We start from the raw sequence: 4,872 nt of genomic DNA, 5'->3' as shown, positions 1-4,872 counted from the left end.
GACCTGGGCGGGCTTTCGGCCGTGGATGCCGTGAAAACCCTGACCGGTTCCCTGGACTCGGTCGACAGTAACGATCTCTATCAGAATCTCAGCTTCGTCGTCAAAGCAGCCGACAGCGGTTTCACCGGCGGGTCTTCCGGCGGCGGCGGCGGTGGCGGCGCTCCGTCGGCACCTGTCCAGCCTGCGGCGCCGGTGATGGAGTACACCGGGAACGGCCCCCTCGATCTCGACGGCAATGGGGCTGTCCAGTACAGGACCGTTATCTCCACCGCTGAGAAGGATGCCGCCCTCTCCATCGGCCAGGGGGTCAGGGCGAAGGATATGTTCGGGCGTGCCCTTGAGTCGGTGACCCTCAGGAGCGTCCCTGCAGACGACCTGCCCGGCGTCGACGCGGGCCCTGAGGCATTCGGCCGCGCCCTGAAGGGCGGCCCTGACGGGGCGACCTTCGACCCAGCTGTCGAGGTCAGCCTCACCCTCACTCCCGAGGAGTGGGAGCGCCTCGCCGCAGGAGAGCAGTTCGTGGTCAGGTGGTACAACAGCAAGACCGGGACCTGGGAATCCCTGGAGACCACCGTCGACAGCATGAAGCGGTCTGTCACTGCGAAGGTCTCGCACTTCACCCTGTTCGCGGTCTTTGCCGAGGCAAAACCGGCGGCAGCCCCTGAGGCGACGGCGACCGTCCCCATCGCGGCCCCGACGACTGAAGCAGTTGAGACTGCGGCCTCGACTCCGGCGCCGCAGGGCGTCGGCGTCGGCTTCCCCTGGCAGTGGGCAGCGGGCGGCGGTGTGCTCCTCGTCCTCTTCGGCGGGATCTACGCCTTCCGGAAGAAGTAACATTCTCTTTTTTTAACTTCACACCCCCTCCATCTGCTTCGCCGGGCAGACATTGCAGATGGAGAAGAGCACCTCCTCCTCCTTCTCCCGGATCGGGCAGTAATAGTTCTCCCCTTTTTTTTCGACGGCAAAGCCGCCGGGGAAGGGCGTGCCGACAGGGTGGCCGGGCCCGCCCTCGACAAACATCACAAAGCCCGCCATCAGATAGTAGAAGAGTGTGTGGTGGGGATTTTTCAGGCCGAAGTCCGTACCCCCGTCTTCCAGACATCCCGGAACGATGAGGGCGACGAACGCGTCAAAACGTTCCCGGTCGGCAATCGGGCCTTCAAGAGCTGCAAAAGATCCTGAACGGTGGGCGAGCATCAGGCGGTGGTATGCGCCGAAGAGTTGCGCCTCGAAGTACGGCCGCACCCGGGAGCGGTACGGCTCGGGCAGGCGGTCGACCTCCCTTTTGATCCCCCCGCCGATCTGCTGGAGGTCGAAGAGGGTATACCGCTCTGCCTCGACTGCGATCGCCTCTGCAAGATCACCGCGGCTCCGGCATCGGGCAAGGCGGTCGGCGGCGGCACGGATACGGTCGGGCATGGACAGGATATTTTTGGCGTTCTGGAGATATCAGGAGTGTGGATGCCTCTCTCCCATCTCATATGTCCATGACCTGATCTCACACTCTTTTCAGGCATGCCCCCGCGACACTATATATGTCTGGTATTATTATTGGTCTCAGATACCGATGAATCGATCGCCTCCTGAAATTTCTGTGGTCCTTCCGTCCCTGAACGAAGAAGAGACCATCGCCGACTGCATCACAAAGATCAGGCAGGTCTTTGCAGACCTCGGTATCGAGGGGGAGATCATCGTCGCCGATTCGTCCCTGGACAGGACACCCGAGATCGCAGCCTCACTCGGGGCGATCGTCGTCAGGCCCGAGAAGATGGGCTATGGCAACGCGTATCTTGCAGGCCTTGCCCGGGCCCGCGGGACGTACATCGTCATCGGGGACGCCGACAACACCTACGACTTTCTCGAAATCCCGAGGCTGCTGGCGCCGCTGGAAGGGGGGGCCGACATGGTGCTCGGCTCGCGCCTCCGGGGGACGCTCCTCCCCGGCGCCATGCCTCCCCTCCACCGCTATATCGGCAATCCCCTCCTTACCTGGCTCCTGAACCGGGTCTTTCGCACCCATATCTCAGACTCCCATACGGGCTTTCGTGCGATCCGGCGGGACGCCCTGGAGTGCCTCCACCTGAAGACCGGCGGGATGGAGTTCGCATCCGAGATGATCATCGAGGCGGCGATCGCCGGACTCCGCATAGAAGAGGTGCCGATCACCTACCACCCCCGCCGTGCCCCCTCGAAACTCCAGAGTTTCTCCGACGGCTGGCGGCATGTCAGGTTTATGCTCCTCTACCGGCCCGTGCCGTTCCTCGCGGTCCCCGGCCTCTTCTTCGCCTTTTTCGGCCTCTCGCTGATGCTTCTCTTCCTTGTGCGGGGCGATGTCGAGACCTACCGCCTCCACTCCTTCATACTCGCGTCCCTCGCCTTCATCGGGGGTCTGGAGGGCATGCTGATGGGACTCATCATCAGGGTCTTCTCCACCGTCCACGGCTACGGGCAGAAGAGCGCAATCGTTTCGGGGCTGCTGAACTACAATATCCTTGAATGGGGGATCGCGGGCGGCACCCTCATGATGGCAGGAGGGGCTGCCGTCGGTTTTGGCATCGTCTACCAGTGGGCCGCCGCGGGCTTCGGCTCCCTCTCCCAGATTGCGAATGCAGTCTGGGCCCTCGCCCTCTTCCTCGCCGGGATCCAGATCCTCTTTGCGGCGATCTTCGTCAGCATGATGCTCCTCAAGGCCGATCAAAAAGAGGAGTGATGGGGATTTTACCCGGAGAGGACCGCCTCTTCCGTCACCGTGAAGGAGGTGTCTGTCCCGGCGATCCTGTACGGCCCCGTCGCCCTGACGCCGCCGTTCTCGCTTTCAGTGGAGTAAGACAGGACAAATGTCCCGTTCACGCTCTGCTGCCTGTAGGTGAATGCACGGCCGCTGTTCGTGACAAGGGGCAGTTCGACGACACCCTCCCCTTTCACGACCGCACCCGGCACATGCTCGAAGACCTTGATGCTCGTCGCCTGGTCCTTCGACGACTCGTAGACCAACCGGTAGTGTCCGAGGGCCGGGACCGTGTCGAGGGGCCGGGCCGGGCTGTCGCTGAGCGCGACCGCACCCTGTCCCGCCGGTGCGCCGAGGGTATACACCTCCGCCTTCTCCCTGATCTCGTCCAGCGGTCCGCGGAAGACCTGCCTGATCTGGGGGTACCCCCGCGTGGCGAGCGTGCTGTTGTCATACGCGACGCAATAGGCCTCTGACGGTTCGGTCATCGACCCGTCCAGTATCTGCAGCCTGGTCGCCATCGTGTGATAGTAGGGGGCGTCATAGACCCACACCATCTTCTGTCCTTCTGTCTGGGCGGCGTTCGGCGGCAGGAAACCGCGTGCATACCGGCCCATCCCTGCTCCGGGGTTTATCCAGGACGCGATGGTGGCGAACTTTCCTGTCATGGTCCTGCCGTCGGTGATGATATAGCGTGACCCCGCCACCCCGAGCACATCCTCGGCCTCGTCCTCGGTCGTCGCCATGAAGAAGGTGGCCGCACCGCCCGGCCCCACGACATTGTCCTGGAAGGGGTTGGTGTTGGGGATACGCCCTGCGAGATATGTGATCCAGTGGCCGAAGTCCCACCATGCCATGACCCCGTAGGCCTCTTCGGGGTACCGGAAGGTGTCCTTCTCATAGACCCCGAGGACGTCCACGCCAGGGTCAGGTGTGTGTGCGCCCAGCCATTCCAGGGTCTCCTGCCACTCGTTCGAGACGACGGCGGAGTTATCTGCATGGCTCCCGAGAGTGATGTCGTTGCCGGCAGAGGTGACGACGAAGGCGGCGGCAAGGACGATGACCACAAGGAATGTCGCCATCTTTTCTGGATGGGTTTTTTTTGCAGGTACTTTCTTTTTTGATCCCTTTTTTGGTGTCTCCTTTCTCTCTTTCCCCTCCCGAAAACCGCGGAGGTACCCGATCGTCTCCCGCCCGCCGTACTCGACGGCGGCGGCGATGACGAGCGCCGCAAGGAGGGCGGCGACGGCCGAAAGGTAATACTCGTACCTGATGTGCTGGACCGCGGCCACCAGGATGAGGGCCGACCAGACCAGGACGAAGAGGGACTCTGGCCTGGTGCTCTTGAGGGTGCGGTACCCGAGGACCCCGAGTCCTCCGGCAAGGAGGATGAGACCGTAGTTCAGGCTCGTCCAGGCGAGTGCGGGGTTCCATGGCTCCATCTCCCTGATCAGGGAGGTCTCGTAGACAGTCCCGAAGAAGGTCGTCAGGTTCTGCCAGAACATCGCGGAGAGCGCCGGGTCGACGACGCCGAGGAGGACCACCGACCCGATCCCGAGTGCGCCGATCGCCGCCGGGTACTCCCACCTCTTCCCGGCGAGCACGCGGGAAAGTGCGTACAGGACTGCGGTCCCCGTGATCAGCATCAGGTAGGCGATGGGGTGGGCGATCGAGTAGGTCGTGAAGGAGAGGACGTCGGTATGGACGCCGAAGAGCAGCATATACAGGGCCGGGATGCCGAAGACGACGCCGTTGACGAGGAGGAGGTATTCGCCGTGCCGTCCCTCCCCGTGCTCGCGCACGAACTGGATGACGGTGAATACCCCGGCAATGAGAGCGAAGAGGACCATCGTGGGAGCGTTCAGCAGTCCCAGGAGGTACGCGACGCCTGCCGCCGACGAGAGAAGGAATGCGTTCCTGAGGACTGTCCTGTCCGGGGACGGGAATGAAAGCCCCGAGGCGTACCCCAGTGCCGCGATAGAGCAGAGACAGAAGAGCGTGCTGAAGAGCACCTCTGTCACATGGTGGTCGACGAAACCGAAGACCGAACGGTAGTAGAATGCCAGGGATACGAAGGGGATCAGCCCGGCGGCGACGATCCCGGTCTTCCAGGACTCGAGCTGCCGCCCGAGGAGGTACATCAC

The 4,872-nt window shown here is 63.0% G+C and carries 3 protein-coding genes and 1 pseudogene; 2 read left to right on the top strand and 2 right to left on the bottom strand.

Annotated features, from left to right (window positions below; all coding sequences use genetic code 11):
• Positions 1-834: pseudogene (locus tag PHP59_RS11310) on the top strand (hypothetical protein); the annotation flags it as partial.
• An 18-nt stretch (positions 835-852) separates the two neighbouring features.
• On the opposite strand, the gene PHP59_RS11305 reads toward PHP59_RS11310, so the two are convergent.
• Entirely contained in the window at positions 853-1,419 is a 567-nt protein-coding gene (locus PHP59_RS11305; protein WP_300167046.1) for a DUF2115 domain-containing protein, read from the bottom strand.
• Positions 1,420-1,567: 148 nt separating this feature from the next.
• Between PHP59_RS11305 and PHP59_RS11300 the strand changes: the two genes are divergently transcribed.
• Positions 1,568-2,710: a glycosyltransferase gene (locus PHP59_RS11300; protein WP_300167043.1), complete on the top strand. Its 1,143-nt coding sequence runs from the start codon at positions 1,568-1,570 to the stop codon at positions 2,708-2,710.
• Positions 2,711-2,718: 8 nt separating this feature from the next.
• Here the strand turns inward: PHP59_RS11300 and PHP59_RS11295 are convergent.
• A partial coding sequence (locus PHP59_RS11295; protein WP_300167040.1) for an oligosaccharyl transferase, archaeosortase A system-associated occupies positions 2,719-4,872 on the bottom strand: 2,154 nt, incomplete at its 5' end.

This window comes from Methanofollis sp. (genome assembly GCF_028702905.1).
Taxonomy (GTDB): domain Archaea; phylum Halobacteriota; class Methanomicrobia; order Methanomicrobiales; family Methanofollaceae; genus Methanofollis.
This window is presented reverse-complemented; position numbering and strand designations above follow the sequence as displayed.